Below are 24,612 nucleotides of genomic sequence, written 5' to 3' on the forward strand. Positions count from 1 at the left end.
ATTCGGATTAAATTTATGAAACGCTACCTTTTTTATCTAATTATTTTAATAACCGTTATTACAACTGGATTAGGGCTTTATAAATATAAACCCAATAAAAATAATAAGCCAACTTTAAGAGTAAAAGCAATAAACTTTGATGCAGAAAATCAAAATGATGCCAATCCATTTTTAACAAAAATACTTGAAGAAAATTATAATTTGAAATTTGTAGATAAGAATGAAGATGTATTGCTAAACGGTTGCTTCAGTAGAGAACCGATTACAAAAGACCCTAAAGTAATTAAAATATATTATATTGCCGAAATATATACAGAAAGTGTAAAAGAGCAGTTAAAAAATCAAGATTTAGTATTAGGGTTTGATTATATAGATCAACCTAATTATATCAGATTTCCTTTTTCTTATCATTGACATAAAGAGAGAATGCGGCATGATTATGAAAGAGAAGGAAAAAAATGCAATCCTTCAGAAAAAAAATATTTTGCATGTTTTTTAGCTACTAATGACGGCGAATGGCTTCCTACATTTGATGGAGCGAGAGAGCGTGCTAAGTTATTTCATAGGCTATCTTTATATAAAAAAGTTTTAAGCGGAGGGAAACTTTTAAATAATATAGGAGAAAGAGTGCCATTTGAACAAAATAAAACAGAAGATTGGTTATCACAATGTAAATTCACTATAGCTTATGAAAATCAATATTATCCAGGATATATTACGGAAAAACCTTTTCAAGCTTGGTTCGCAGGATCTATACCGATATATAACGCAGATAGAAGTGTTTTAGAAGATATAAATAGTAAAGCCGTTGTCTTCGGTGGAGACTTTCCTACACAAGATGCATTAGTAGATTATATTAAAAAAGTAGATAATGACGATGAACTATATTGTAGTATCTGGAATCAGAGAATTTTAGTTAATCCGGAAAAAGATTATGAAGTACTAATAGATAAAGTTCGCAAAAAAATAAATGAGATTTTTCAAGTAAAGTTAAATAAGCAGAATAGCTAACTTACCTTTAAAAACCTAAAGCTTTTATAATACCGCGTAGCGTTTGAACTTCTGTGCCGGATAATTTATCTATACGGGTGAAAATATTAGTAATATTTTGTTTCATCATCAAGGTTTTTTCCGGCACTTTAAAAAAGTTTTTCTTATCTAGCTGATTAAATAAATGTTCTAAGAAATAATTAACTTCTCCTCTAGTTGCAAGTTTTTGGGTATTACAAATAGATATATTGCCGTCATGAGGCTTATTACAAAACAACTCGTAGCATATAATGATTACAGCCTGGGCAATATTTAAAGAGCTAAACTCACTTGTATTAATAGTAATAATTTTATGAGCAAGGGAAACCTCCTCGTTACTCAGTCCGTTATTTTCCCGTCCGAACATTATTCCTGCTTTTTGTCCTAACGGATAATCTAACGATAAATCTTGTGAAAATACATAATCTTTATTCATGGTGCGTTTTGTACAAGTTGTAGCGTAGAGATACTCAATATCTTTAATACTTTCTTCTAAAGTATCATAAATTTTTGCATTATCTATAACATTAACCGCACCGACGGCAGTGCTTCTCGCTTGCTCATTCGGCCAGCCGTCTCGTGGGTTAACTATTCTTAGCTCACCTAAAGCAAAATTTTTCATTGCTCTAGCAGTAGCTCCGATATTTTCTCCCATCTGAGGACAAACTAAGATTATTGTAGGTTTAGAAAATTTATTTTCCTCGGTCATTTTATAGCCTAAATTCTTATTACAAGGGCAGTATAGGCAATTGCCACCGCATCGGCTTCCGTCGGCACTAGTAATTAAAGAAGTGCCGGGCAAAAGGAGTTTAATCATGTGTAGAATTTGATGTTTTTCAGCATGCCCGTAACCCGTTACCGTTTTTTTTACCGTATTAGGTTTAAATTCTCGAAAATCAATATTATGTTTGCCGATAAGTGCCATAATAGCACCCCTTGCGTAGCCGAGTTTTAAAGATGTTAAATTATTCATATTAACAAAAGTTTCTTCAAGGGCTACGGCATTTGGTTTATGTTCTAATATTACTTTTTCTAAACAAGCGGTAATAAAAGCAAGTCTTATGTGCAGGGCATCTTTGCTATTTGTTTTTATCACGCCGCTATTTATATACGTTAGCTTTGTCATTTCTTTACGAACCACTCCCCAACCAAGGTTAGTAAGTGCCGGATCGATACCGAGTATAATCATAATTTTATTCTAAACTGACATTGCTAACTTGTAGCACTTTAAATAATGTACCCATTTGGCTCGGTGAAATTAATCTATCCACTTGCCGCTTTATTATTGCCGCTTGAGCAGGAGCGATTTTGTCCTGCAATATTTTACTACGTAATAAAATGCCGTTTTGAGTAAGAAAATCTTGCTGCGATATTATTTCGGCTATATTTAAACCGGCGTTTTTCGCCACAGATTTTAAAGCGTAAAAATCAACATGTGCCGAAAGGTCAGCTTTACCTAAATCCTCAAGAATAGGGGAATATTTATGATTTTTTATAGCCTGAATAGTTGAGTTATATTGGTCTCTAGTTCTGTGATTTGGATTTATATCATAACCGTAATCTATAACCAAGCAGCTTCCGCTTAAATTTTTTAGATGATTGCTAATAAATTGCATAATTTTTATAGATTCATAAGATTCTTCTATTATTGCTTCGTCATTTGCTTCTAAGTGGGTTTGTAATAAATGCTCTTGTAAATTTTTATTAACGGCTATTTTGTCAAACTTGATTTGGTTACCTGAGCCTATAATAAATACTCTCTCATACCATAATCCTCTAACCTTAATATATTGCTTTATCGGTATCGCATCAAAAAATTCGTTAGCGATTATTATAGAAGGTTTTTGAGGTATATACTCGATAAATAAGTGATGATTAATCGGTAAATTTATACCTTGCAAATTTGTTTGCTGATACGCAATAAAATTGGGGTTAATTTCAATTAATTCTATCGTCAGAGCTTGATAAAATTCCGGCACTAATTTTGCAGTACGAAGTAAATCACGCATTAACAGTCCTCTACCAGGACCGAGTTCAATTAGATTAATTCTTGAAGGGCAACCAATTTTCTGCCATTCTTTTATACACCATAAGCCGATAATTTCACCGAATAGCTGCGAAATTTCAGGAGCAGTTATAAAATCCCCCTCAATGCCCAAAATATCCTTATGTTGATAATAAGAAGAAGGGTTTAAGGAAAGCACCTCACGCATTAATTGATCGCAGCTAACATAACCGCTTTCTTTAATAAGTTGTCTTATTTTCCACTCAACTGACATTGTGCTTTAACTTAACAATAATTTCAATTTAGACAGTATCTCGTCTATAAGTGTTTTATCTAATATCAGAAATTTATTCGCCTTGCGTGCTTTCCAATCCATAGATCGAACTTGATCGCATAATACTGCTCCGTTTATCTGCTCAAAACCTATTTTTACTTCAAATGGGTAACCTTTAATCTGGCTAGTAATAGGTGCAAATAAAGCAAGACCACTTTTAAGATTATATTTGTATGGGCTGAGAACTACAGCTGGTCGTGTCTTTTGAATCTCTCTGCCTTTTTGCGGTTCAAAATCAAGCCATACTACATCTCCCCTTTCAGGTACATATGTTACCATAATTCATTGCCTACAATATCATCGTCATTTAATACTGCATGATGACGATTAGAATCGGTAATATTATTTAGTAATGTATCTAATTCTGATATTTCAGCACTAATAATTAAATGATTGCCAGTTATTTCTAAATTAACAAATGTACCTTGTTTTAAATGTAGCTTTCCAGTTAAATATTTAGGGATTCTAATTCCTAAACTATTGCCCCATTTTTGAATTTGAGTCTGCATAATGTTATTTAGTAGTTTATTGTATAAACAAGTATATACAGTAAACTTAAGTTTTGCAAGTTATTTTCAGTGTAATTAAGTATATACCCAATAACAGCATAGGTAATGATAAAATTTGACCCATCGTTAGAGTATCAAGAATAAAGCCGATTTGTATATCAGGTTCCCGAAAAGTTTCGATAATTATTCGGAAAATAGAGTAAAATACTAAAAATATTCCGGAATTTAAACCGAGTCGTTTAATAGTCTTATACTTAAATACCAAGCATGCTAAAACAAGAAATAATAACAAACCTTCAAAAAGGGATTCATATAATTGGCTAGGATGACGCAGTTGCAAATCACTATTCGGAAAAATCACTCCCAAAGAAGAGCTAGTTACACGACCGTATAATTCGCCGTTGATAAAATTGGCTATTCTACCGAAAAATATCCCGATCGGTGCAACGGTTGCTAAAATATCCGTCAGGCTTAGAAATCTAACATTATGCTTTTTACAGAAAAAATAAGCAGCAATAAGTAGCCCAATAGTACCGCCGTGAAAGGACATCCCGCCTTTATAGGTTTTTAAAATCTCGATTGGGTTTGTTAAATATTTATGTGGATTATATAATAAAACATAACCGAGACGCCCCCCTACTATTATGCCGATAATAGCCCAGCTAATAAAATCCTCCAAATTCTTTTTGGTAATTGAAGGGTTAAATTTTTCTATAATTTTACTCGCATACCACCAACCGAGCAAAATACCCGTAACGTAAGAAAGTGAATACCAAGAAACGGCAAGCGGTCCTATAGAAAAAATAACAGGGTCAATATTCGGGAAAACCATATAAAAGAATATTTTTGTTGATAAGTATAAAATTTTTAGTCAAAATGTATTTTTTGTAAATGGTTCGGTGTTATTCTAGTTCAAACTAGGCGTTGTTGCGTGGATCAAATTTTTGCAAAGCACTCGGTGTCATTCTAGTTCCTTGATCACGGCATCCAGTCTTTTTATTAAGGTTTTTTCTGGATACCGTGGTCAAGCCACGGTATGACACCGTACTTGTAATAACCATAATACGGCAAATTCTAGAGCCACACAACAAACACTATTCAAGTTAATCAAATATATAACCATAATAATAACGGGGGAAATATGCAATATCTAATAGATTTATATAATAGACTTAGTGCTGAAATTATAATGTTGATTATTATGTTATTGTCTCTTATTCCCTTAGTTTTATTTATTCAAAAATTAATTTTTACCCCTATTAAAAATTACATGGCTAAACATCATTATGATGATTATGAAAAAATATTAAGCAAACATTCCATATTTCGCTATTTATTACATAGTTTACTTGGAATTTATTTTATATTTTGGGGTAATATTTTCAAGCCGACTACTTTTGGTTCGCACGCATTAACCAGTATTAAAGATACCGTAGTAATCTTATATACTAGTATATCTTTAACAATGTTATTATTATCTATTACTGATGCTACTGCCGATCTTTATCAACATAAAATTAAAATTGTTTCTAAAAACGCTCCGCTTAGCTTATATTTCCAAATATTAAAAATTATGGTAATAGCTATAGCGATTATCGTAACTATTTCTTATCTTTTAAATATTTCTCTCGGTACGTTTTTAACAAGCTTAGGTGCAGCGGCGGCTTTATTAACATTTGTCTTTAAAGATACTGTTTTAGGGTTACTCGCTAGCCTACAACTAACTAGTCAAGGTATAATTAGTATCGGTGATTGGATACGTGTCGGCGATGTTGAAGGAACTGTTGAAAAAATTACTATTTCCGTGGTAAGTATCAGAAATTTTGACCAATCTATCTCGACGATCCCCACTTATAATATCGTAAATACTAATGTGACGAATTACCGTGGGATCAGCGAAGCGGGTGCCAGGAGGGTTCAAAGAATCCTTAATATTAATATGGCAACTATTAATTTTTGTGATGCTACTTTTTTAAAAGAATTAAAAAAATCGCCTTATCTTTCAAAAAACGTAATTAATAATATTAATCTTGATAATGAAAATAAAGACTTAACTAATCTCAAACTATTTAAATTATATATACAAGAATATTTGAAAAATAACCCTGCCGTATATCAAGAAGGTTTTACTTTTTTAGTAAGACAGCTTGCTCCGACAATTAACGGTTTACCGATAGAGATATATATTTTTGTTAAAGAGATCGGTATGGTCGGGTATGAAAACGTACAGGGCAATATTTTTGAACATTTAATTTCTGTATTACCGGAATTTAAATTAACAATATTCCAAAATATAAGTATAGTAAGATAGGCGTTATTGCATGGCTCGAATTTTTGCAAAGCGTACGGTGTCATTCTAGTTCCTTGATCACGGCATCCAGTCTTTTTATTAAGGTTTTTTCTGGATACCGTGGTCAAGCCACGGTATGACACTATACTTGTAATAACCATAATGCGGTAAATTATGAGCCACACAACATGCCGGTGCAGCTAGAAATGACATCTCTACAATCTTTAAACTTGATTATTTTATATAAATCCTATAAAACTCAATGTTATTAAAATATTGAAAAATTAAGACTTTATAATGAATCATAATATAGTTAATCTTATAGCGGCGGTTGTATTGTCCTTAAGTATTATTTTTGGCTGGCAGTATTTTTATACGGCACCGCAAGCAAAAAAGCTTAAGCAACAAGAAGCATATACCAAAAAAGTAGAGAATTTAAAGAAACAGCAGGTAAGCTTAATAAAGTCGGAGTCCAAAGCTGAAGAGGTAAATTCCGAGCAGCGTATTACAATAGAATCAAGTTCGCTTATCGGTTCTATTTCATTAAAAGGGCTTCGGTTTGATGATTTAATTTTGCGTAAATATAAGCAAGATTTGTCAAAAGATAGCCCTGACGTAGTGCTATTTTCGCCTGCTAACACGGAAAATGCTTACTTTGCTGAAATGGGTTGGGTGAGTAACTTATCAACCGTAGATTTGCCGAATAGCGAAACTATTTGGCATAGCGATAGTAATATACTTACTCCAACAAACCCGATTAATTTATTTTGGGTAAATGAGGAGGACGTTAAATTTTTAGTTACTATTAGCTTAGATGATAATTATTTATTTAATATAGAACAAACTATAGTTAATAACAGCGACAAGGATATTCCCGTCCAATCTTACGGTTTAATTAACCGTAAATATATTTCGTCCGAAAAAGCCGTTAATATATTACACCAAGGTCCAATCGGTTGTATTAACGGAAATCTTGAAGAATATTCTTACGATACTATTAAAGATAAGAAGAGCGAAAAATTTGCTACCTCGATTGTTGATTGGATAGGTATTACCGATAAATATTGGCTTGCTTCTTTAATTCCGGATAAAATAAGTCAATATAGTTCTAACTTTAATTATGCCGCCAAGCAAGAAGTGGAGAGATTCCAGGTAGACTTTATTTCACCCGTGCAAATTGTACAGCCCGGGCAAAATTTTACTATTGCTCAAAAACTTTTTGCCGGTGCAAAAAAAGTTGATTTACTTGATAAATATGAAAAGCAATATAACATCAAACTTTTTGATAGAGCTATTGATTTCGGTTGGTTTTATATTATCACTAAACCGGTTTTCTATGCGATGAATTTTTTCTACCGCTATGTAGGTAATTTCGGTATTAGTATATTAATCGTGACGGTGCTTATTAAGCTGTTAATGTTTACTTTGGCTAATAAATCATATCGTTCAATGAAGAAAATGAAGAATTTACAGCCGGAGATTGAACGCATAAAAGGCTTATATAGTGAGGATAAAGTCCGCTTAAATCAAGAAATTATGGCATTATATAAAAAAGAAAAAGTAAATCCGGTAGCCGGATGTTTACCTATACTTGTACAAATACCGGTATTTTTCTCGATATATAAAGTATTATATGTAACTATTGAGATGCGTCAGGCACCGTTTTACGGTTGGATTAAGGATTTATCAGCCCCTGACCCTACCACGATTTTTAATTTATTCGGTTTAATACCGTTCTCCCCCCCTAGCTTCCTAATGATTGGAGCGTGGCCTATTTTGATGGCTATAACTATGTTCTTGCAGCAAAGAATGAGTCCTGAGCCGGCTGATCCCGTTCAAGCTCAAGTAATGAAGTTTATGCCGTTAATTTTTCTAGTAATGTTTAGCAGCTTTCCTGCAGGACTATTAATTTATTGGTCTTGGAATAATATTTTATCTATAATTCAGCAATATTATATTAATAGGCTGGATAAGTAGTTAAGCGTCATGGCGAGGTGTCCCTTAGCATCGTAGCCATCCAGTTTTTGTCATGCCGTGACTTGATCACGGCATCCGGTCTTTTTATTAAGGCTTTTTCTGGATACCGTGGTCAAGCCGGCGTTGTTGCATGGATCAAATTTTTGATGTCATTCCCGCGAAAGCGGGAATCTAGAAAGTATTTAAGCGAATTATATAGTAAATTTTTATATAATTTTGCTTATTTTAAGTGTTTTTTCTGGATTCCCGCTTTCGCGGGAATGACATATAGCACTTTTTTAGATCCACGCAACAATGCCAAAGCCTTAACAAGAATGACATATTTTTATGAAAAATAAAAATTATTAATTGATGAAAATTGATAAAAATTTACCGAATTATCTGACGATAGCTAGAATTACCGTCATTCCGGTTATTGTAATGACTTTTTATCTAGAGCATCCCTTTGCTCATAGGCTTGGGGCAGTATTATTTATTTTAGCCAGTATTACCGATTTTTTCGACGGATATATAGCAAGGAAATTTAATTTAGTTTCAAATTTCGGTAGGATGTTCGATCCGGTAGCAGACAAAATATTAGTCGGCTGCGTTATTATAATGTTATTAAAAAAAGATATGGTAGGGGAAATACCTTGCTTACTAATTTTAGCTAGGGAATTTTTAGTTAGCGGTTTACGGGAATTTTTAGCCTTAGTTAAAGTAAGCGTTCCGGTATCAAGGCTTGCTAAGGTGAAAACATTTTTGCAGATGTTTGCTTTGTCGATATTAATACTGGGCTCAAAAGGCTCCGGTATTGCTTACTTAGACTTATTAGGAGAAATAATTTTATGGGTTGCTGCTTTTTTAACAATTATAACCGGTTATTCTTATTTTAAGGCGTGTAGTAAATATTTTTAAATGGAGGTTATGCTGTAAAATATATAATTTTAGGATTAATTATGTTATCTAATTTCAATCTTTATGCCAATAATAAAGGTACTCTTGCCGGCAAAAAAGTTTTAAAAGTAAAAGTAAGTAATGAGCATCTTAAGGTGCTTAATAAAGCTTCTACTCTGCTTATTTCTTGTGTTGACTTTCGGTTGAGGGATGAAACTGTTGATTTTATGAACAAATTAAATTTGCTAGATGACTATGATGAAGTATCGCTTCCGGGTTCTTCCCTTGCTTTAGTCAATAATCAATATCCTTATTGGGGTAAAACAATTGAAGATGTTATTGAGATTTTACAAAAATTACATAATATTAAACAAATTATTTTTCTTGATCACCGTGAATGCGGAGCTTATAAGCTTCTTATCGGTGAAGAATATCTTGAAACCCCTGAAAAAGAAACAGTAGCACATGCAGAAATTTTAAATAAGGCAAGAGAAATAATTAACGAAAAATTTCCAAATTTAAAAGTCTATACTTTTTTAATGGGGCTTGACGGGGTAGTAGAACAGATTTATAAGGATAACGATAATTAATATTGATGCCGTTTAAATTATAATCAAATCAGCCTCATTGCATATAGACGTTATTGTATGGCTCTAAAAAAGTGCCTGATGTCATTCTAGCTAAAGGCGGGAATCCAGAAAAGACACTTAAAATAAGCAAAATTATATAAAAATTTACTATATAATTCGCTTAAATATTCTCTGGATTCCTGCTTTCGCGGGAATGACATCAAGAATTTGAGCTATGCAACAATACCATTCGAGCCATGCAATAACGCCTTGCACACAGCAAAGAAGATCATTTGACTATAGCTCTTATAAATTTTGCGGCTCTACCTTCATTAATAGCTTTTTGGTGATATTTGGTAATTATATAATTATCGTGAGGTTGATAATAATCATTATTATTTACAATTTGAAAATTAGGATTTTGCTGAATTAGCTTAAGTGTTTCATTAAAATAATCCTCAATATCGGAAGCAAATATAAAGCTGCCGTTAGTTTTTAATTTACTTTGTAAAATATTTAGCCGCTCCTGATTCAAAATACGTTTCTTTTTTTGTTTATTTTTCGACCATGGATCGGGAAATAAAATATAGATTCCATCTAATATTTTATTAGGTAATTCGTATAATATAAAATCTAAATTATTCGACCAGAGTAAAAAATTTGTTACATTCTGCTCTTGAGCTAGTTTTAAAACATTTGCTACGCCGTTTAAATATACTTCCACGCCGATAAAAAGCGTCTCCGGATTAGTTTTAGCCTGATGGATAAAATGCTCCCCCATACCAAAGCCTATTTCCAGGAATATCTTACGTTTTTTCGGATTTTATTTTTTCCGGAGAAAATAGATAATTCGGTAATTCATTTTTTAGTAAATTTTGTTGTAAGGATGACAGGCTTTTACCGATGCGTCTCGCATATGAGCGATTTAAAGCGGCATGAGATATGACAGCTACTCGTGTGTGACCTTGTAAATCCTTATAAATATGATCGATAATATAACCGTAATCATTAAAAATTTTGCTTACCCTCTCCGCTTGAAGATAGCCGATTTCTATTATTAACTTACCGCTCGGCTTTAAAAATCTTTTAGATTCTCGAGCGATTGCATAATAAGCTTGTAATCCTTCTTGATCGGCAAATAGTGCAAGGTGCGGTTCATGCTTGATTGTCTCAACTGCCATATCGGCGATTTCTGCTTGTGAAATATAAGGCGGATTGCTAACAATAAAGTCAAATTTCTCTTCCTTTATATTTTCAAACCAGTCGCTATGAATTATTTTTATTCGGTCATCTATTTTGTGTTTTAGAGCATTATTTTTAGCAATGTCTAGGGCATCAAGGCTTATATCCGTTGCAATTGCCGCACTGTTTGGAAGTTTAAGTAATAAGGTGATAGCAATACAACCGCTACCCGTACCGAGTTCTAGAATGCTGAAGAGTTTGTCATTCCGTGGCTTGACCACGGAATCCAGATACTTTTTTAATGTTTTTTCTGGATTCCCGCTTTCGCGGGAATGACATTGAAAACTATTATGCACTACAACATCAACTAATAACTCCGTATCCGCACGTGGGATTAATACATGCTTATTAACGATAAATTCATGGCTATAAAATTCTTTAACGCCGTTAATATAGGCTATCGGCTCGAATTTTAGACGCCTATTTATAAAATCTTCAAAAATAGATAACGTAGATTCCGTTAATATTTCTTCGCCGTGCGTAAGTAGATATTCAAGCGGCTTGCCTATAGCATATTGCAGCAAAATTCTTGCTTCTAGTTCGGGCGAGTTAATGCCGATTTTCTTTAATTTATCGGTTGCTTCATTAAGACATTGTTGTATGGAGAATGGCATGAAAGATAAAACGTTAAATTATTGACTTAATACCTGTTTGCAAACAGCTTGCAGTTAGGTTTTTATCTAATGTTACAATATTTGCTTCTAGTCGCAGTGCCAGCTCAAGGTAGCAAGCATCATAGGAAGTTAGGCTATGTTCGGTAGCTAGTTTAGCTATAATATATAAAGCCTCCGAGGTAGAACAAAATTTATCGACATTAATAGGTAATAAACTTAGTAATTTTATATAATCATCGTAACCATTTTTGTCTATCCTTCGTCTTTTTAAAGAATTGATAAGAACATTATTACATTCTAAATAAAATATAGCAGGAACATATACTGTGTATGTATTTTCGATGATTTTGTCATAAATATTTTTGCTCTTTATCAAAAGTTCATCAGGTAAAATAGAGGACATAATAAAAGAGCAATCTACCACTAGATTCATTTTCTACCTAAATTTTTCATTTCTAAAATAGTATCTATATCACCTAATGGGACACGTTTTTTAAGCTCTGCAAGCTCTTGAAATACGTTAGAAAACTTATTTTGATAATATTTACTAACAGGAATTATAAAAGCTACTTCTTTTCCTCTATTAGTTATGCAAAGCTCTTCGCCTGCTGCAACGTCTTTTATTAATTCCGGAAGATGGGTTTTTGTTTTAAACATTCCTACAGTTCGCATATATAACCTCTTAATACACCAGTTTATTAAACTAGTCTATACTATCTTGAGAACAAAATCAATTACAATTGATTATATTTTTCATATCTTGCGGTAAGTCGCTAGAAAATTCCATAAATTGACCGCTCACGGGGTGAGTAAAGCTTAAATACCACGAATGCAAAGCTTGGCGTTTAAAATTAATTAATTTTGCCTTTAATTCCGGCGGGCTATAATTTACTTTTCTATCGTTATTGCCGTATAATTGATCACCGACCACCGAATGTTTTAAGTGGCTTAGCTGCACTCTAATCTGATGAGTTCTGCCTGTGTTAAGTTTACACTCAACCATGCTGATAGAGCCATGAAAAAATAGCTCTATTGTTTTATAATGAGTGATAGCCTCTTTGCCGCCATATTTTAATATAGTCATTTTTTGCCGATCTATGCGACTACGACCGATATTATTTTTAATTATTCCCTCTAACGGGTTAATTACACCCCAGACTAATGCTTTATATTTCCGTACTACTTGCCGTTTCTCTATGTGGTTTGCAAGCGTCATATGAACAAAATTATTTTTAGCAACTACCATTAAGCCGGAAGTGTCTTTATCTAAACGATGAACTATGCCCGGTCTTTCAGGCGAGCCGATATCGGATAAAATCTTGCAATGATATAATAAAGCATTAACAAGCGTATCTTGATAATGACCGGCTCCAGGGTGCACCGTCATACCGGCTTCTTTGTTGATTACGATTAAATCCTCATCCTCATAAACTATATCAAGCTTGAGATTAGCGGCTTTCATCGTTACCGGCTCCGGTTCTTTAAAGGCAAATAATATAACATCATTCTCCTTGACCGGAACGTTAGAATCGGAAATAATTACTTCATTAACTTGTACGCAAGAAGCCTTAATAGCTTTTTGAATTTGACTCCTCGAAACTTGATTAAGAAGTGTAGATAAGGCTTTGTCAAGTCTAAAGCCGTTTAGCTCGGGCGGTATGTGGTATTTTATCATAATAGCAATTATAGATTAAAACATAAAATGGATTATTTAATACAAAAAACCGACCACCTTAAATGGTTGCAAGCAATCGGTATAGAATATTATTGCTCAGAGTCAATAAAAGAAATAGAAATAAATAAAGTAATAAAGCAAACGGAACTAGAAAATTCTAAAGTTGAACCTATGAAAAAAAGCGTGGTAGTTGTTAATACGTCAAACTTTTCTCAAGAAACTACAAATATTACTTTAGCAAGGTCGCTTGCCGATAAAGCTAATAATATAGCAGAGTTAAAAGAATCTCTACTAAATTTTGACGGCTGCGAGTTAAAGAAGCTGGCTAATAACACGGTATTTGGTGACGGCAACCCTAAAGCTGCTATTATGTTGATAGGTGAAGCACCCGGAAGTAATGAAGATTTGAAAGGTATACCTTTCTGCGGTGAAAGTGGGAATTTGCTTGATAATATGTTGTCGGCTATCGGAATTTCACGAAAAGATAATGCTTATATTACTAATACGGTGTTCTGGCGTCCGCCCGCTAATCGTCAGCCGACTCTTGATGAAGTCGATATTTGCAGACCCTTTGTCGAGAAACATATTGCACTAATTAACCCCAAATTAATTATTTTAGTCGGTAGTACTGCCGCAACTAGTTTGCTCGGGAAAAATGCCGGTATTACTAAAATTAGGCAGGAATATTATTTTTACACTAATAAATATTTAACTACACCTATCCAAACTACGGCTATGTTCCACCCTGCTTACTTACTACGGCAACCTATGCAAAAACGCACCTCATGGTATGATTTACTGAAGATTAAGGAGTATATTAATGCAAAACTTAATGCTTAGACTTAATTTATTTCTTCTACTATATTACCGATAACCTCAACATTTTTCTCCCAAAGATTGTGAATTAGATAAGAACCGATATGTTTCATTACTTCATTGGGTAAATCTGAAATATGTGTTTTACCGACTGCCGCTTTGAAATTAGCTGTTTGTATATTTTTACATATGCTTAAAACAGTGAAGGCTTTTTCTGTGATAAGGTTATTTACTTCATTTAGCGTAGACTTGACATCAATAATATTTTGCTTAGTTAAATATTCTTTCAATAATTCCTTATCAGCTTTTTGATAAAATTTAGTACATGCTAAAACTTTAAAAGCGTTGTCTTCAGTTTTATTATTAAAATAGTCACTTATTGATAAACTTAATTTCTGTACTAAGCTTTTATTATGATTAATTCTTTCTTCTATTTCGTCTAATATACCCTCATCATCTCTCCCATTATTTTTAACAACAAAGTGAGTTAAGGTATAATTATTTTTTAAAGCATCGACAAGCTTTTTTACTCCTATGTTACTTATATTCCGACTTGAAAAGTTAAAACAGGTAAGCGTTTTGTTGAGTTGTAAGCAGTTAGCAAGGTTTTCTACTTCTACATCTTCTATTACAACATGCAAAAGAACAAGAGAGGTAAGAGTTTTATTAATTTTTAGTGCAGCAGCAAGTCTGTCTGTTTCCTTCATTTGTCCGCAACCCGAAAAACAAAAGTAGGTAAGGGAATTATTAATTTTTAGTGCATCAGCAAACTCTCCCAGCCCTTCACATTTTGGGTTGATGCTTGATATGATAAAGTGGGTAAGGGAATTATTAATTTTTAGTACATCGGCAAATATGTTGAATGTACTCATGTTATTATTGTGCAAATCAAGAGAAGTAAGAGTGTTATTAATTTTTAGTGCATGAGCAAATTCCTTTGCTCCCTCATCTCCCATCTCGCTCCTCATAATTCTAAAAGTAGTAAGAGTTTTGTTTGTTTTTAAAGATTCTGCGAGTTCTGTGCCTCCACTAGTATGCATTATACTGAAAGAAGTAATGGTAGTATTTATTTTCAGCAATTCAGCAATTTCTCCTACCTCTTCATCTCCTATATATCTAGCAAAAAAATCAAGAGAAGTTTCTCCTTGTCTTAATTTTTCAGCTTCTACGTAATACTCTCTATTTTCTAAAAAATCTATTATTTCTAGCATCTTAAACCTATAATTAATTAACTTATTTATTAAATAATAACTAAATAGTAGAAAAATTAAAAACTAATTCAGGTTTAACTATTTAAATTTTTTTTATCGAAATTATAATTTATTTCTCCTAATTTTCTTAAAGTCAGATTATACTTTTAGTATGTAAAAATACAAGGTGTATGCATATGACTAACGAAAATAATAACTATATAGAATTTGTCGAATTAAAAATCAAAGATAAAATATTTAAGTTACCCATAAAAAAAGCCAGTATCGGAGAAGATGTTATTGACGTTAGTAAAATTTACTCCGAAACCGGTTATTTTACTTACGACCCGGGATTTATGTCGACTGCTTCTTGTCAGTCTACTATAACTTATATAGACGGCGATCTTGGCATACTCCGGCATCGTGGTTATGATATCAAAACTTTAGCTGAACAAAGTGAGTTTTTAGAAGTAGCTTATTTATTAATTAACGGAGAATTACCCAATAAAGAGCAATATAACAATTTCACTAAAAAAATTACTCACCATTCGTTGCTTAATGAGCGGCTAAGGAATTTATTCCCGACATTTTGCAGTTCCGCTCACCCGATGGCTATTATGCTTGCGGCAGTCGGTTCGCTTTCAGCTTTTTATCCCGATTTATTAAATGTTAAAAACGCCGATTATGAACTAACCGCTATTAGAATGATTGCCAAAATACCGACAATTGCCGCAATGTCTTATAAATATTCGATTGGGCAACCGTTTATCTATCCTAATTATAATTTAGATTTTACCGAAAATTTTTTATATATGATGTTTGCAACGCCATGTGAAAAATATCAGGTAAATCCGATAATAAAAAACGCTCTTAATAAAATATTTATTCTGCATGCCGACCATGAGCAAAATGCTTCTACTTCAACAGTGCGGCTAGCCGGTTCGTCAGGTGCTAACCCTTTTGCCTGCATCAGCACGGGTATTGCTTCTTTATGGGGACCTGCACATGGCGGGGCTAATGAAGCGGTCATAAATATGCTGAAAGAGATCGGCACGCCCGAAAATATTCCAAAATTTATTGCTAAAGCTAAAGATAAAAACGACCCGTTTAGGCTAATGGGCTTCGGTCACCGAGTATATAAAAATTACGATCCACGGGCGGCAGTTCTTAAAGAAACTTGTAAAGAGGTGTTAAATGAGCTAGGGCAGTTGAAAAATAACCCGTTGCTACAAATTGCCATAGAGCTTGAAAGCATCGCTCTTAAAGATCAATATTTTATTGAACATAAATTATATCCGAATGTTGATTTTTATTCGGGTATTATTTATCAGGCTATGGGTATTCCCTCACAAATGTTTACCGTACTTTTTGCCATAGCTAGAACTGTCGGCTGGATGGCACAGTGGAAAGAAATGCATGAAGACCCGGAGCAAAAAATCAGCCGCCCCCGTCAACTTTATACCGGTCATGTTTTGCGGGAGTATAAAGACATTAAGGAGCGGAAAATTTAAGCTATTTTTTGATATTCAACATATATTTTCTTTACCGCATAAATCCACGCTAAACAAACAAAGGTAAATATTACCATTAAGATTGGGGAGATTGAGCTAAAAGTTGCCGTCGGTATTATAGTAAAGATAATTGATTGTACCAGCCCGCTTGAAGATTTCCCGACTTTAGAACTTATTACGTCGACGGCAGCCTTCCCTTTGGTTTTTAACTCTTTATCAAGGGGGATATACAACATCTCCCTTGAGGCATCCCAAATTGAGTATTTAGTGCCTTTGGCTAGAATATTTTGTATTGCACCGATGGACACGGCAAGAGCAAGAGGAGTCATTAAAATTGCTCCTTCAAAAAGCGATAATATTTGTCGATCAAATACTATCAACATAAAAAATAATATGCCGGTAATCATTATTATAACCGGCGAAATCACGGCTGCGGCAAACCAGTTATATGTACGCATGATATTATTACCGATAATTGTCATGACCATAATAGCAACCCCTGTCCAAAGTATGTACAGACTATTAAATTCGGCAAAAGTATTTACTGTCGGGTAGAGCTCTTTAATTTTTGCTTTCCAGACTGCTTCTACTAAATTCATCGATAACCCAAAAGCTGCCGAACATATTAGTAGTAACCAAAGATATCTTGACTTTGCGATATATTTGAAACTTTTTATTAATCCCATTCTGTCTTTTGTTGACCTACCGCTTTTGGCTTTGGCGTAAAATGTCGGGTTAGTAAATATATTTTTAGTAATGAATCTTACCAATAAGCAAGAAGCAATAGCCGCAACGGTTACGAGAATAGTCGATATTTGCACAAGGGTGATTTTATTGTCCGAAACATCAATAAAATATTTAATAATGGTTTGCTCGGATGATAAATTCATCATCAGAAAGCCAACCAATATCAAAGAAGAATTGCCAAATAAAGAAAAAAGCGTGTAGAATCTTTTTGCTTCTTCGGTAGTAGTTAATTCATTAGCGAATTGCCAAAATAATAATACGTAAAAAATATTTGGCCAAAGCTCGGCAAGACTATAATATACTATATATGCCCAGTTACCTATTAAAGCTATATACCATTTAAAATGAGGGTGTGCTTCCATCATGCGAGTTAGATTATCGGGATTTGCATGAAAAAAATGAATATTCGGATAAATTATAAAAGCAAAAACAACAAAAAATCCGATAAAAAATAAACTTAGATAGTAAAAAATCTTTTCAAATGTAAAATGATTAACCATTTTAGCATAAGCAATAACAAATATAGCAGCAGCGGGAGTAACGCAATAAACTTTAGCAAAGCTTGCTACTTCTGCACTAATTTCAGAAATTAATATACTATCTTTAAGAATTCGAAGGATATTTTGATTGAATAAAATGCAAAACATTAAAGCACTCATAGGGATAAATTTCCCTAGCTCATGGTTATGCACGGGCCAAAACATAGCCCTAAATTTACTTTTAAAGGAATTATTTCTAAATGAAGACGAGGTACTTAGCATTATAAAGCCCTAGGGACAAAAAAAAAACTTAAGCACTTCAAGGTTTTAACTCGATGTCGTTCCTAACTAAAGCATTGCTGTGTGGATTCAGAATCGTCATTGCGAGCGACTGAAAGGAGCGTGGCAATCTAGAAAATAACAATTTTCATAGCATTCTCTGCTAATTTTTTCTAGATTGCCACGTCGGCACTACGTACCTCCTCGCAATGACGAAATTTTAGTATATTCCTGCCTCATGGAAATAACATCAAATCAACTTAATTTAAATATATTTATACTTAACTTTGCATGTTAATAGTCAAGTAAGTTGAATTTGCATACAAGAAGCGAGTTCAAATCACTTGACTATAGTTTTAAAAGTGCCAAACTTATATAACATATTAGGCTTTTTGTCAAGAATTACTAATTTAAATTAAGAATTTAAAAAAATGCTAGATAACGATAAATTTCAAGAATATTTTGACCGGTATAATAGTTATTCAAAAGCTTACAATTTAGGTAGCAAATATTTAGAGCTTGGCAAAAAAATAATTCGCACTAGATATTATAGATTGCTGTATTATTCTTTTAAGTCATCTCCGCACTCTCGAGATCAATCTAGCAACGAGGGAAATCCATTAAAACAAAGTCAGCATGACAAATTAAGGATGGATTCCCGCTTTCGCGGGAATGACACAAGAGTATTTTTAGTTATTCCTTCCATTTTTAACTCTCCCGAAATTCTTTTTTTAAGTCGTGATAAAAATTTTATTGATAATTTAAGAGAATGCGGTGAGGTTTTTTTAATTGATTGGCTGGAAGCTACAAATCCTAAATATTCACTAGATGATTATGTACGACAAGTAATCAAGGTTATAAATAAGTTAGAAAAGAGAAGTATTAACTCTATTAATTTAGTAGGTCACTGTATCGGCGGCAATCTTGCAATAGCTGCAAACGTGCTAGTTCCAAATAGTATAAATACCTTAACTCTGCTTACCACGCCGTGGGATTTTTCGCATTTTTTTTATATACGCCAAGCTCATCACTATTTCACCTTAGATTATTATATAGACAATTTACCGATTATTCCTAAAATACATATACAAATTTTATTTTTTCTTTTATTTCCTAATCACTTTAATGTTAAATTAGGTAAATTTTTTTCTTTAACCTCTAGTAAAGAGCAAGATTTAGTATTTAGAATAGAAAATTGGTTAATGTCGGGTAACAATTTGCCGAAAGCTACTTATTATCAAATCATCCGGAATATATTAGACGATAATATGTTTGCAAATCTTAGGTGGGAAATTAACAATATAGTAATTGATCCGAGGGTAATTAATCAGCCTGTATATATAGTAGCTGCAAGTAACGATCAAATAGTACCGAAATCATCTATTTTATCTTTGCATCAATCTTTAAAAGATTCTACACTACTAGAAGTAGAAGGAGGACATATTAGTTATTTGATAAATGATAAATTAGTTAAGTTATTTGAGGAGTATACTCGATGAATTTGAAGAGTTTGTCATACCGTGGCTTGTACACGGTATCCAGTTCTTACTTTTGTATATTCTTTTGTTTTAAAGGTTATTCTTTGCTCCTATAGCTTCTCTAGTGCTAAAGCGTAAAGTATTTTCTTGCCAAACCTGTTTTCTAATTTCTTGCAAGGAAAGGTTGGTATTTTTATTATAATCTGCAAGAGAGCCGCTAAGATCGTGTGATGATGAGAGTAATATTTGATCTTTAGACGAAACAGTTAAAGTATTAATATACATAATTAAAAGTTTACATTTTTTAAGTTACAAGTTTATCCTATTACTACTTTTGTTATAAGTAAATAAATTATTTAAGGAGTATAAAAAATGACTACACGCACAGTTTATATAACCATACGCATCAAGTTAAGCCATAATTGTTAATAATTTTAGTGTATTTAAGGAAGATAATCTGGTTTTACGATATTTATCTTTCAAAGAAAATTTCCCCCAATCTATAATTAATTTCTTAAGGAACTGCTCTAAATCATTAAGACGTCCAGTAATAGACAGGAATAATTCTCTTGACCTTTTCTGTAGTTCAATAAATGCTTTGGTTAAACTAATTTCTCTATCATTTGCTAATTCTACACAATTCGATAATCCATGAAAAATAAGCACACTACATAATTTACCATATAATTCACACAAAACTCTTGCAGGTTTACTTCTCCCTTTAAGATTCTCAATTTTTGCATGACTTTTATATAATTTAAATAATAATTCAATTTGCCATCTTGCTCGATAAATTATCATTATATGCTCAGCATTAACCATATCCTCTGATATATTAGTGATAAATATTGACCAATCTAGTAATCTCTGGTTTCTTGAAGAAGATTTATATTTATGAGACTTAGCTAATAAATTAGCCTTCCTTCTTCTACCAATAGCCTGTTCATCAGTCAATTTATGACATATAATCCGTAGCTTAACTTTTGCTTGTTTACCTAAAAGTACATCTTTTGATAAAAAGAATTTATTATCTAATAAGTTTAATAAATCAATTTTTTCCTCAGTGATAGGGTCATATATATTAGTATCTGCTTTATAACGACTAATAAAATATGCACCAAGTTCGATAATTTGAATAAATGAAGCTGGGACAAAATAACCTAAATCAGATATTAATAAGTCCTTAGTAGATATGTTTGATAAATGTTCTCTATATCCTTGATCAGCCCTTATACCTTCTGTTATATCGACTTTATCTAACGATTGATTTAAATAATCAAATACTACCTGTAATTTAAGAGAAGATTGCACTGTACTACTACGCCCCTTATAGCAAGCACCGCAACCCTTATACATATCCGCCATATTGGCAGGTAGAATAATATGGCTACTATCCAATAATTTAACGCTATTAAATTGCTGCAAAATGTTGCAATCAAGCGGCATAGTATTTCTAAATAATTTCAAGCATTGTTCATACATTGACTGCATAAATTTTACTGCTACCTCAGTAAACCTAAAGTCTAAGCCTTGGGCAGAAATATCTATAGTTTCTTCACTTAAAAAGTTACGCATTCCATCAAGACTACAATTACTATCGCTCATATTACCAAACACTATAGCTTTTAGAAAAGCTGAACCAGTTATTTTTCGTTGTCTCTTAATAAATCCTGTTGTAATGGATAAATTATTGGCTGTCTCTCCAAAAAACTCTTGGCATAGTTTTGCTAAGTTTACTATTTTCCCCATAGTACAAATTCTCACAATTTAGTTGTTAATCTTGCAAAAATTTATACCATATATTAGCTTCTTTTTAATTCATAATTTACTACCGTAATACCAGTATAACCTACTTGCTTTTCTTAACTTGATGCGTATGGTTCTATGAACGTTCTCTTTATATCATATTTTGATCTTAAATTCCAGTTTCAAAATAGGTCTAATATTTGAATATCATTAAGTAAATCTATTATATGGCAAAATAGTTTGTATAGGGATAGCGTAATTTTTATGATAAATACAAGATTGTAAAAAATTTAGTTCTGATTCCATATTATTCTCAATAATTTCAACCATCCATGCTTTATAATTTTCCTGTGGATGGGTAGACCAACGATATCCTCTAGACTTTAATAAATCCTTAGTTTCATAGGGTGCATTTTTAGCCCAAACTTTAAATCTTGTTTTATGACAATTCATGAGTAATTGTTTCAATACTAATTCTTTAGAAACGGGTAGATACTGTGATAGTAAGTGTAACCCTGCAAGGCAATCTATAACTGCTCGGTGTCCTTCATAAAGTGATCTGTCAACAGTTTTCCGGACAGTTTTTTACGCACATTTTTGTATTTTTTCGTATTGTACTGGTGATAGATAATCGTTAGCAGAATGCATTCTTATACGATTATAAAATACCTCTATATATTCAAATATAGCATGTTTTGCTTCCTCCCTAGTTTTAAATTTATGTTGATAAATTAATTCTGTTTTTATAGTATGAAAAAAGCTTTCAGCAACAGCATTATCCCAGCAATTTCCTTTACGACTCATACTCTGTATAATACCATGTTGTTTTATAAGTTTTAAATGACTATCAGAACAATATTGGCTACCTCTATCAGTATGCCAAATAAGCTTTTTAGGTGGTTTACGTTGCCATATTGCCATTAGCAAAGCATTATTAACTAAATCAGCTTTCATATTACTATTCATTGACCAGCCTATTACTTTTCTAGAAAATAGATCAATAACTGTTGCTAAATATAACCATCCTTCTCCAGTTGGGATATAGGTGATATCACCAACCCAATAACAATTAACATTAGAAACTTTAAACTGTCTATCCAATAAATTAGGAGCAACTTGCTTATTATGCTTAGAATCAGTAGTTGCTTTAAATTTATACTTAGTTTTACATACTAAGCCAGCTTCATTCATTAGTCTTGTAATTCTCCTACGACTAACAATTATGCCTTGCCTCAACAAAGCCTTTTTAATGGGTCTAGATCCATAATTTCGTCTACCTTCCTGAAAAATAGCTCTAACCTTACAGGTTAATTCTCTATTTTCTTTATCCCTATTGCATCCAGGGTTATTTAACCACTCATAATAACCGCTACGTGATACCTTCATACATTTGCACATAATTGCAATTGAGAAATCATCTTGATGCTTCTTTATCCATACATACCTTACAGGGACTCTTTTGCAAAGTACGCTGCAGCCTTTTTTAGTATATCACGCTCCTGTGTTACTATCACCAGCTCTTTCTTTAATCTTTTTAATTCATCATACAGATGTTCATCTGTTCTTGTTATTGATTCTTCAAATTGTTTAGAATATTTATCTATCCAACTATATAAAGTATTCTTACTGATACCTAATTCTTTTGCAGTCTGAATAACAGGTCGCTTCGATTCAGTTGCCAATTTAACTGCTGATTCTTTAAATTCACTAGAATACATTTTTGTTTTTGTCATACTGTATTTCCTTTCTGTTAATATTGTCTCATACTAACTGTCCGGAATACTATAGCCACATCACTAATAGTTTACTGACCTTATCTGGATTCTTCTTAACTGCGTTATAGGATGTTACTAGCTCTAGATTAATATCAGATAGGAAGCAATGTTTAAATTTATCTCTAACTTGAAAAAATAAAGCCCCACCACCAAGGAATGGTTCATAGTAGTTATTTAGTGTTGATGGAAAAAACTTAATTAATTGATCGGCAATTTTTCTTTTACCACCAACCCATTGTAGGAATGGTTGCGGTTTATCTGAGTTCTTTACTGACATGAAATTATTATTCAAATATTTACACTATAATTATAGTATAAAATAGACTTAAATGCCAGCAAAATGCTGTACTCGAAGGAATTTGTGATGTTTTTTGTAGCATAATTAATGCTACTGTTGATTTATATATAATAGATAAAAAGTTGAGCAAACAAACAATAGTAATTTAGCAGTGTCTCTTTTATGCAGCTGTTTATTAAATTGTGCAAAGTTTGTCAAAAAAGCTCTTAAATCCTCTGTACTTCATGGAATAGTTAGGATATCTGTCCTTGTGAGGGCTGCATGGTGCAGCTCTAGTTCAGAGGTTAAATTAAAAACTACAAAATTTTATCACCTTAACCTCTGAGCTGTTTTCTTAACTTTAACAGCAAGGAAATGCTATGACAATTAATAATCAAAATCAACCAAAAGATAATCATAATATTACTAATCTTACTAAAACAAATTGGAATCTTCAATTATCTCCCATATCTGTCACATTAATACCATATCAGCAAGAAGAGAATATCATTAACTCGACGATCACAAATTATACTGATATAATTAAATATAAATTAGAATTACAAGAAGCAAATAATAAATTGAAAGAATCTGAGTTATTTAAAAGAGATGTGGTTCAAAATATGGTACATGGATTAAAGATTCCATGTAATGGGATTTTTTCACTAGTAACAGCTCTTTATGAAATAGAAGATAATCCTGAAAAAAAGGATTATTTAGCTAGTGTGGTAAATTGTGCTGAAGAATTACTGGATTATTATAACAATATACTTAGCCCGGATATTGCATGAAGTGAGATTTAAAGTAAGAAATTGAGTAATTTATAATATTAGCAATGATACTTTTGTAAAAATTTTGCCAAAAAGTGCTTTGAAGCCGTTATTTTCAAATTTTAGATGTAATGCCCCTTACCCCATTTTTTCTAAGCACCGGGAACAGTGCTAATCTAGGTTATTCTAATGCTAATTTCTTCATCACATGATTCCATACCTGTCGGTAAGGATATGATGAAGATAACAAAAACTTAATACGCCTAGTATTACGGATAATTACTACCCCAATTTTTAATAATTTTAAACGTATTGTACCTATTTGTGCTTTTGCTAATGCACTACCTTGTAATAAATTACCTCTGATATATTCTACTAAAGTGTATGCAAGACCCGATAAAATCATTCTGAGCTGATTAGCCCG

Annotated in this window: 25 protein-coding genes and 3 pseudogenes; 10 read left to right on the forward strand and 18 right to left on the reverse strand. The window is 32.6% G+C overall.

Going from position 1 to position 24,612, the window contains the following annotated elements; translation table 11 throughout:
- Window positions 1-15 precede the first annotated feature (15 nt).
- Window positions 16-414: a hypothetical protein gene (locus AAGD48_RS09640; protein WP_341789841.1), complete on the forward strand. Its 399-nt coding sequence runs from the start codon at window positions 16-18 to the stop codon at window positions 412-414.
- 12 nt (window positions 415-426) lie between these two features.
- Window positions 427-1,011: a glycosyltransferase family 10 domain-containing protein gene (locus AAGD48_RS09645; RefSeq protein ID WP_341789842.1), complete on the forward strand. Its 585-nt coding sequence runs from the start codon at window positions 427-429 to the stop codon at window positions 1,009-1,011.
- A gap of 7 nt (window positions 1,012-1,018) precedes the next feature.
- Here AAGD48_RS09645 and AAGD48_RS09650 read toward each other — a convergent pair whose 3' ends face one another.
- From AAGD48_RS09650 to lgt, 6 genes and pseudogenes are all read right to left on the reverse strand, one after another.
- Window positions 1,019-1,738, reverse strand: coding sequence for an RNA methyltransferase (locus AAGD48_RS09650; protein WP_341789843.1), 720 nt, complete (start codon window positions 1,736-1,738; stop codon window positions 1,019-1,021).
- A gap of 8 nt (window positions 1,739-1,746) precedes the next feature.
- Window positions 1,747-2,218: pseudogene (gene ruvC, locus AAGD48_RS09655) on the reverse strand (crossover junction endodeoxyribonuclease RuvC).
- 4 nt (window positions 2,219-2,222) lie between these two features.
- The gene (locus AAGD48_RS09660) at window positions 2,223-3,308 is read right to left on the reverse strand and encodes a class I SAM-dependent methyltransferase (protein WP_341789844.1); all 1,086 of its coding nucleotides are present in this window, start codon (window positions 3,306-3,308) and stop codon (window positions 2,223-2,225) included.
- 6 nt (window positions 3,309-3,314) lie between these two features.
- Window positions 3,315-3,647, reverse strand: coding sequence for an endoribonuclease MazF (gene mazF, locus AAGD48_RS09665; protein ID WP_341789845.1), 333 nt, complete (start codon window positions 3,645-3,647; stop codon window positions 3,315-3,317).
- The gene (locus tag AAGD48_RS09670) at window positions 3,641-3,877 is read right to left on the reverse strand and encodes an AbrB/MazE/SpoVT family DNA-binding domain-containing protein (RefSeq protein WP_341789846.1); all 237 of its coding nucleotides are present in this window, start codon (window positions 3,875-3,877) and stop codon (window positions 3,641-3,643) included. Before AAGD48_RS09670 ends, mazF begins: the two co-directional genes overlap by 7 nt.
- Before the next feature lie 46 nt (window positions 3,878-3,923).
- Window positions 3,924-4,709 carry a prolipoprotein diacylglyceryl transferase gene (gene lgt / locus AAGD48_RS09675; protein ID WP_341789847.1) on the reverse strand — a complete coding sequence of 262 codons (786 nt, stop codon included), beginning with the start codon at window positions 4,707-4,709 and terminating at the stop codon, window positions 3,924-3,926.
- Window positions 4,710-5,018: 309 nt separating this feature from the next.
- On the opposite strand from lgt, the gene AAGD48_RS09680 reads away from it, so the two are divergent.
- The 4 genes from AAGD48_RS09680 (at window position 5,019) to AAGD48_RS09695 (ending at window position 9,610) form a co-directional block, all read left to right on the forward strand.
- Complete coding sequence (locus AAGD48_RS09680) at window positions 5,019-6,188, forward strand: mechanosensitive ion channel domain-containing protein (protein WP_341789848.1); 1,170 nt, start codon at window positions 5,019-5,021, stop codon at window positions 6,186-6,188.
- Between the two features lie 276 nt (window positions 6,189-6,464).
- Window positions 6,465-8,144 (forward strand): membrane protein insertase YidC, encoded by a 1,680-nt coding sequence (gene yidC / locus AAGD48_RS09685; RefSeq protein ID WP_341789849.1) that lies wholly within the window; start codon window positions 6,465-6,467, stop codon window positions 8,142-8,144.
- A gap of 351 nt (window positions 8,145-8,495) precedes the next feature.
- Window positions 8,496-9,041, forward strand: coding sequence for a CDP-diacylglycerol--glycerol-3-phosphate 3-phosphatidyltransferase (pgsA, locus tag AAGD48_RS09690; protein WP_341789850.1), 546 nt, complete (start codon window positions 8,496-8,498; stop codon window positions 9,039-9,041).
- Between the two features lie 41 nt (window positions 9,042-9,082).
- Window positions 9,083-9,610, forward strand: coding sequence for a carbonic anhydrase (locus AAGD48_RS09695; protein WP_341789851.1), 528 nt, complete (start codon window positions 9,083-9,085; stop codon window positions 9,608-9,610).
- Window positions 9,611-9,878: 268 nt separating this feature from the next.
- On the opposite strand, the pseudogene trmB reads toward AAGD48_RS09695, so the two are convergent.
- The 4 genes and pseudogenes from trmB to AAGD48_RS09715 form a co-directional block, all read right to left on the reverse strand.
- A pseudogene (gene trmB / locus AAGD48_RS09700) lies at window positions 9,879-11,445 on the reverse strand (bifunctional peptide chain release factor N(5)-glutamine methyltransferase PrmC/tRNA (guanosine(46)-N7)-methyltransferase TrmB).
- 13 nt (window positions 11,446-11,458) lie between these two features.
- Window positions 11,459-11,878, reverse strand: coding sequence for a type II toxin-antitoxin system VapC family toxin (locus AAGD48_RS09705; RefSeq protein ID WP_341789852.1), 420 nt, complete (start codon window positions 11,876-11,878; stop codon window positions 11,459-11,461).
- The gene (locus AAGD48_RS09710) at window positions 11,875-12,102 is read right to left on the reverse strand and encodes a type II toxin-antitoxin system prevent-host-death family antitoxin (RefSeq protein ID WP_341789853.1); all 228 of its coding nucleotides are present in this window, start codon (window positions 12,100-12,102) and stop codon (window positions 11,875-11,877) included. The genes AAGD48_RS09705 and AAGD48_RS09710 overlap by 4 nt, the downstream gene beginning before the upstream one ends.
- Before the next feature lie 73 nt (window positions 12,103-12,175).
- On the reverse strand, window positions 12,176-13,120 hold the full coding sequence (locus AAGD48_RS09715; protein WP_341789854.1) for an RluA family pseudouridine synthase: 945 nt from the start codon (window positions 13,118-13,120) through the stop codon (window positions 12,176-12,178).
- A 27-nt stretch (window positions 13,121-13,147) separates the two neighbouring features.
- Here AAGD48_RS09715 and AAGD48_RS09720 point away from each other — a divergent pair, with 27 nt between their 5' ends.
- The gene (locus tag AAGD48_RS09720) at window positions 13,148-13,960 is read left to right on the forward strand and encodes a uracil-DNA glycosylase family protein (RefSeq protein ID WP_341789855.1); all 813 of its coding nucleotides are present in this window, start codon (window positions 13,148-13,150) and stop codon (window positions 13,958-13,960) included.
- A 2-nt stretch (window positions 13,961-13,962) separates the two neighbouring features.
- Here AAGD48_RS09720 and AAGD48_RS09725 read toward each other — a convergent pair whose 3' ends face one another.
- Complete coding sequence (locus AAGD48_RS09725; RefSeq protein WP_341789856.1) at window positions 13,963-15,147, reverse strand: hypothetical protein; 1,185 nt, start codon at window positions 15,145-15,147, stop codon at window positions 13,963-13,965.
- A 176-nt stretch (window positions 15,148-15,323) separates the two neighbouring features.
- Here AAGD48_RS09725 and AAGD48_RS09730 point away from each other — a divergent pair, with 176 nt between their 5' ends.
- Window positions 15,324-16,637: a citrate synthase gene (locus AAGD48_RS09730; protein ID WP_341789857.1), complete on the forward strand. Its 1,314-nt coding sequence runs from the start codon at window positions 15,324-15,326 to the stop codon at window positions 16,635-16,637.
- On the opposite strand, the gene tlc5 is transcribed toward AAGD48_RS09730, so the two are convergent.
- Window positions 16,634-18,145 carry a GTP/GDP exchange transporter Tlc5 gene (gene tlc5, locus AAGD48_RS09735; protein WP_341789858.1) on the reverse strand — a complete coding sequence of 504 codons (1,512 nt, stop codon included), beginning with the start codon at window positions 18,143-18,145 and terminating at the stop codon, window positions 16,634-16,636. The two genes, AAGD48_RS09730 and tlc5, sit on opposite strands and share 4 nt — an antisense overlap.
- A gap of 428 nt (window positions 18,146-18,573) precedes the next feature.
- Between tlc5 and AAGD48_RS09740 the strand changes: the two genes are divergently transcribed.
- Entirely contained in the window at window positions 18,574-19,641 is a 1,068-nt protein-coding gene (locus AAGD48_RS09740; protein ID WP_341789859.1) for an alpha/beta fold hydrolase, read from the forward strand.
- A gap of 69 nt (window positions 19,642-19,710) precedes the next feature.
- Here the strand turns inward: AAGD48_RS09740 and AAGD48_RS09745 are convergent, their stop codons facing one another.
- The 5 genes and pseudogenes from AAGD48_RS09745 to AAGD48_RS09765 all read right to left on the reverse strand — a co-directional run.
- Window positions 19,711-19,905, reverse strand: a complete 195-nt coding sequence (locus tag AAGD48_RS09745) for a hypothetical protein (RefSeq protein WP_341789860.1) — start codon at window positions 19,903-19,905, stop codon at window positions 19,711-19,713.
- Window positions 19,906-20,031: 126 nt separating this feature from the next.
- Entirely contained in the window at window positions 20,032-21,369 is a 1,338-nt protein-coding gene (locus AAGD48_RS09750; protein ID WP_341790700.1) for an IS4 family transposase, read from the reverse strand.
- Window positions 21,370-21,576: 207 nt separating this feature from the next.
- Complete coding sequence (locus AAGD48_RS09755; RefSeq protein ID WP_341789861.1) at window positions 21,577-21,834, reverse strand: hypothetical protein; 258 nt, start codon at window positions 21,832-21,834, stop codon at window positions 21,577-21,579.
- A gap of 117 nt (window positions 21,835-21,951) precedes the next feature.
- Window positions 21,952-23,099 (reverse strand): IS3 family transposase gene (locus AAGD48_RS09760; RefSeq protein ID WP_410526015.1). Its coding sequence is split into 2 segments (ribosomal slippage): window positions 21,952-22,853 and window positions 22,853-23,099, totalling 1,149 coding nucleotides; the frame shifts between segments, so codons are not numbered across the junction.
- A gap of 64 nt (window positions 23,100-23,163) precedes the next feature.
- Window positions 23,164-23,418 (reverse strand): annotated as a pseudogene (locus tag AAGD48_RS09765) (DNA adenine methylase); the annotation flags it as partial.
- 380 nt (window positions 23,419-23,798) lie between these two features.
- Here AAGD48_RS09765 and AAGD48_RS09770 point away from each other — a divergent pair.
- Entirely contained in the window at window positions 23,799-24,209 is a 411-nt protein-coding gene (locus AAGD48_RS09770; RefSeq protein WP_341789863.1) for a hypothetical protein, read from the forward strand.
- Window positions 24,210-24,369: 160 nt separating this feature from the next.
- Here AAGD48_RS09770 and AAGD48_RS09775 read toward each other — a convergent pair whose 3' ends face one another.
- A complete protein-coding gene (locus tag AAGD48_RS09775) occupies window positions 24,370-24,594 on the reverse strand; it encodes a transposase (protein WP_341789864.1) in 225 nt (74 codons plus the stop codon).
- Window positions 24,595-24,612: the final 18 nt, after the last annotated feature.

The sequence above is a fragment of the Rickettsia endosymbiont of Polydrusus tereticollis genome, from assembly GCF_964026385.1.
Classification (GTDB): domain Bacteria; phylum Pseudomonadota; class Alphaproteobacteria; order Rickettsiales; family Rickettsiaceae; genus Rickettsia.